Below are 4,200 nucleotides of genomic sequence, written 5' to 3'. Positions count from 1 at the left end.
GGGTGAATGTGCGCCGTGCACTGGACCTGCACGTGCGTCCGCTGCACCATGCCTGCATGCGTATCGACCACCTGATCCTGCCGGTTTCCGATCTCGCCGCCGTGGCGGCGTACTTCCGCGATGTGCTGCAATTGCCGGTGGACGGTGATCGCGTGCAGGTGGGCTGGAGCACCTTGCAGCTTGTTCCTGCGGGCGAACTGCCGGTCGGCGGCGTGCATCTTGCCTTCAACGTGCCACACAACCGCTTCACCGAAGCCACCGCGTGGCTGGATGCACGCGCCACGCGCCAGCGCAATGCCGAGGGCCAGGAACACTTCACCTTCGAAGGCCGCTGGGATTCGGAATCGATCTACTTCACCKGCCCCGACGGCCTGATCCTGGAGCTGATCGCACGCCGGCGCCTGCCCGCGTCGGCGCTGCACGGCGCCTTCCACGGCAGCGAGATGACCTGCATCAGCGAGGTCGGCCTGCCGGCGGTGTCCGTTGCTGTCACGCAGGCGCGGATTGAAGCCACGTTCGGCCTGGAACCGCTGTCGCCACCAACGCCCTACTTCGCGCCGATGGGCGATGACGAAGGGCTGCTGATCGTGGCCGACGTTACCCGCCGCTGGTTCCCCGAGCAGCGCTCGCTGCCCAATGCACGGGGCGTGCAGGCGCGGTTGAGCGGCGTTACGGCCGGCGCCGAACTCATCGACGCTGCGCTCGGTTGGCGCATGTATTCGGCCTGATCCGACGCTTACCAGCTTCCCGATGCGCCGCCACCGCCACTGCGTCCGCCACCACCGGACCAACTGCTGGACGAACTACTGGATGAGCTGTTGGACGAACTACGCTCGTCATTGCGGCGCGAGCCGCCGCCGCGTCGCCGGCCCTTGCCGCCCTTCTGGGGCCGCTGGTGCAGTGCCATCACCAACGTCCAGGCGAAATACAGAACGAACGTGCCCGCCACCAGCATCACCGTACCGGCGTCACTGCCCATCTTCGCGAAGGTACGCTGCACCAGCCAGACGAAGCCTGCGGTCAGCATCGACAGGAACACCAGCCGTGCGAAGAAGCCGATGCGCCCCACCCGCCAACTGGAGCGCAGCGCGAGCACCAGGAACGTGATCACCATCCCCACGAAGGCCAGCACGACCACTGCTGCGATGTGCAGCGCCAAGCTGGGCAGGGGGCGACCGGACCAGAGCCATGCGATGTCGCCCGCGACACAGGCGACCAGCAGCGGACCCAGCGCCCAGCGCGATGGCCCGTTGTCCCGCCATAGCCAACCGAGCACGGCAGCCATTGGCACCAGGAAACCCATCGCGATGGCCAGCGCCGGGGTCGCACCCGGGCTCAGCAGCGCACAGGCCAGCGCGCCGATCGCCACCGCACCCGCCATCAGCAGCGGCCGCATCCACCAGCGCCGCACAGGCGCCTTGGCGTCCACTGCGGGACGTCGCGGCCATAGCCCCAGCAGAAAGCCGGCCAGCAGTGCGAGCGCCACGATGCTGTCGCCCCGCCGCCAGTCCTGCGGCAGCCGGGTCACGTGGGCATCGGCATCGTCGCTGGGCGGCGGCAGCGCCTCGCCATCCACCAGCCGCACCAGCAGCGCACTGCCGTCGATCAGTCCTTGGGCGGGCTCACCCTCGCGTAGACGCGGGAGGATGGCCTGGTCGATGATCCGCTGAGCGTAGGCATCCGGAATCGCGCCTTCCAGCCCATAGCCGGTCTGGATGCGCACACGGCGGTCGCCCATGGCCAGCACCAGCAGCACGCCGTCATCCACTCCCTGGCGGCCAATCTTCCACTGGTCGAACACCCGTAGCGCGTAGGCTTCGATGCCGTCCTCGCCGGTGCTGTCCACCACCAGGATCTGCAACTGCGCACCGCGCCGTGCCTGCAGGTCCAGCGCCTGCGCGCGCAATTGCGCGGTCTGGCTGGCGTCGAGAACGCCAACCGTGTCCACCACCGGGTCATGCAGTTCGAGAATCGGCGTGGTTGCGGCCAACGCCATTACCGGCAATAGACACAGTACCCAGGCCCATCGCCACAGTCGCTTCATCCTGCTCCCCATCGCCGCGTCCGGTTGCATGCTGGGGGCGATGCTACGCGATATGCGGAGCGGGCCTCACGCTTCCTCGTCCTGGCATCCCGGCGTCTGATTCTGGACGCAGCATTGAGCAAGGGCCACTTTCCTCATTGACAGCCTTGCCAAGGCTGCATGACGCCGTCGCGCACGCCTTACACCACCCGCTACCCGCGCTCACCCATCGCATTGAGCCAGGCGTGCTTGAGGAAGTCGCGCACCGCCTGGAAGCGCGGCGTGTCGTACAGCGACCGGTGCGTCCACAGCCACACCTCCTGGCTCAATGCCGGCGCATCGCGCACGCGCACCAGCCCGCCCACGTGCTGCGCCACCGTGCACTCGATGACCCCCAGCCCGCCACCTGCAGTCACGCCATCCAGCACACCCACCGAATAGTTGCAGCGCAGCCACGGGCGGTTGGCGCCGGGCAGCGTGCGCAGCCAGCGCTCCACCTCGAACTCCACGCGCGGCTCGTCCAGTCCCACGAATTCCAGCTCATGCCACGCCTGGTTGGCAATCGCCGCCTGCCGCCGCGCGGCGTAGGCCTGGTTGGCGTACAACGCGTATTCCACACGGCCTACGCGGTCACCGCGCAGATCCGTCGTGTCGGGCGGACCGTAGCGCAGCAGCGCGTCGGCCTCGCGGCGGGCCAGGTTGTAAGGCTCGCGCGAGGTGAGCACCTCCACGCCCAGGCCGGGGTGCTGGCGATTCAGTCCGGGCAACAGGGTGATCAGCAGGAAGCTGGCCCATTCGTCGGCGTTGATCCGCACCGTGCCCACCAGCTCCTTGGGCGTATCGGCTTCGCGGGCGATCTCGTCGGCGGCCTCCTCCATCTGCTCGGCCAGCGCAAACACCCGCTGCCCCAGCTCGGTGGGGATGCAGCCGGTGGACGTGCGCTCCACCACCTTGCCGCCCAGCCGCTCTTCCAGCGCATCCAGCCGGCGCGACAGCGTGGCCGTGCTCATGCGCGCTGCCTTGGCGGCTTCGCGCAGGGTGCCGCCACGGACCACCGCGAGCAGCACCATCAGGTTGTCCCACGGAAAGTGTTTCATATATGAAACGGCCGCCTACGATATTGGGGGTTTTTCACCATTTTTGAAACTTATACCATGGTCTCCGGGCGCGCTACGAGCGTTGATCGCCGCCCCCTCCCCCTCCTTCGATCCGCTCTCCTCTCCGCCTGGCCCTGCCGGCGGCGAACATCAGGTGCTGCACCCATGAAAACCGAAAAGACCCTTTGGGACCGAATCGTCCACGCCGTGCTGTTTGAAGGCATCGCCCTGTGCCTGTGCGCGCCGGTGATGTCCTACGTGCTGGGCAAGTCGCTGTTCGACACCGGCRTACTCACCATCGCCCTGGCCACGTGCGCGATGCTCTGGAACATGCTCTACAACGCAATGTTCGAGCGGGTGGAGAAGAAGTTCGGGTTCAAGCGGACCGTGCCGGTGCGTATCGGGCACGCGGTGGGCTTCGAGGGTGGGCTGGTGCTGGTGGTGGTGCTGCTGGCCGCGTGGTGGCTGTCCATCTCCTACTGGGATGCGTTCCTGTTGGAGATGGGGCTGATCGCGTTCTTCCTGCCTTACACGTATGTGTACAACCTGGTGTACGACAAGGTGCGGGAGCGGTTGGTGCGGCGTGGGGAGGCTGCGCGGGTTAGCGAGGCCTGATGATGGGGGCGCGCGCGCCAACAGGACGCCCGCTCTTGGTCTTTCGTCCCGTACGGGCAACCTTTCATCGCCGATTACCCCGCGGTCGCACTTTCATGCATTGGCTCCGGCTGAAAGGCTGTTCAGGTGTGCGATTGTCGGCCTAGGTAGCCCTGCACTTCCTGACAGTCCTGCCCAAAACGGCGCCGCAGAGAGCGCAGCCGGCCGACAGAAGAAGAGTCAAAACTACTAAAGCCAATGGCTGCTCAACACCGCCTGTAAGCAATGAAAAACCCTGAAAGATCAGCTCTGTCGCTACGAACGACAAAGCCATTGCAAAGAAGAATCTATGCGGGCGCCAAAAAGCAAAAATTGCGCACACGACAAATATCGCCAAGCAACTAAGAACTTGGTCAATGATCTCTCGCCAGACTGGTCCGACTGCCTGCACTAGCTCAACCTCGAAGAACCCTACCGGGACCCCTA

4 protein-coding genes are annotated in these 4,200 nt (G+C 66.0%); 2 read left to right on the top strand and 2 right to left on the bottom strand.

The genetic code is table 11. From position 1 onward, the window contains the following. Positions 1–56: 56 nt before the first annotated feature. On the top strand, positions 57–728 hold the full coding sequence (locus tag ACXJKH_RS16200; RefSeq protein WP_457320829.1) for a VOC family protein: 672 nt from the start codon (positions 57–59) through the stop codon (positions 726–728). Positions 729–736: 8 nt separating this feature from the next. Here ACXJKH_RS16200 and ACXJKH_RS16195 read toward each other — a convergent pair whose 3' ends face one another. After that, the gene (locus ACXJKH_RS16195; RefSeq protein ID WP_457320827.1) at positions 737–2,044 is read right to left on the bottom strand and encodes a TPM domain-containing protein; all 1,308 of its coding nucleotides are present in this window, start codon (positions 2,042–2,044) and stop codon (positions 737–739) included. A gap of 191 nt (positions 2,045–2,235) precedes the next feature. After that, positions 2,236–3,120 carry a LysR family transcriptional regulator gene (locus ACXJKH_RS16190; protein WP_256774774.1) on the bottom strand — a complete coding sequence of 295 codons (885 nt, stop codon included), beginning with the start codon at positions 3,118–3,120 and terminating at the stop codon, positions 2,236–2,238. 165 nt (positions 3,121–3,285) lie between these two features. Between ACXJKH_RS16190 and ACXJKH_RS16185 the strand changes: the two genes are divergently transcribed. Continuing rightward, complete coding sequence (locus ACXJKH_RS16185; RefSeq protein ID WP_457320825.1) at positions 3,286–3,735, top strand: multidrug/biocide efflux PACE transporter; 450 nt, start codon at positions 3,286–3,288, stop codon at positions 3,733–3,735. The last annotated feature ends 465 nt before the right edge of the window (positions 3,736–4,200 follow it).

Source organism: Stenotrophomonas sp. P5_B8, assembly GCF_054049855.1.
Note: the sequence above shows the minus strand (reverse complement) of the source record. Positions and strands in the feature narration are given on the sequence as shown.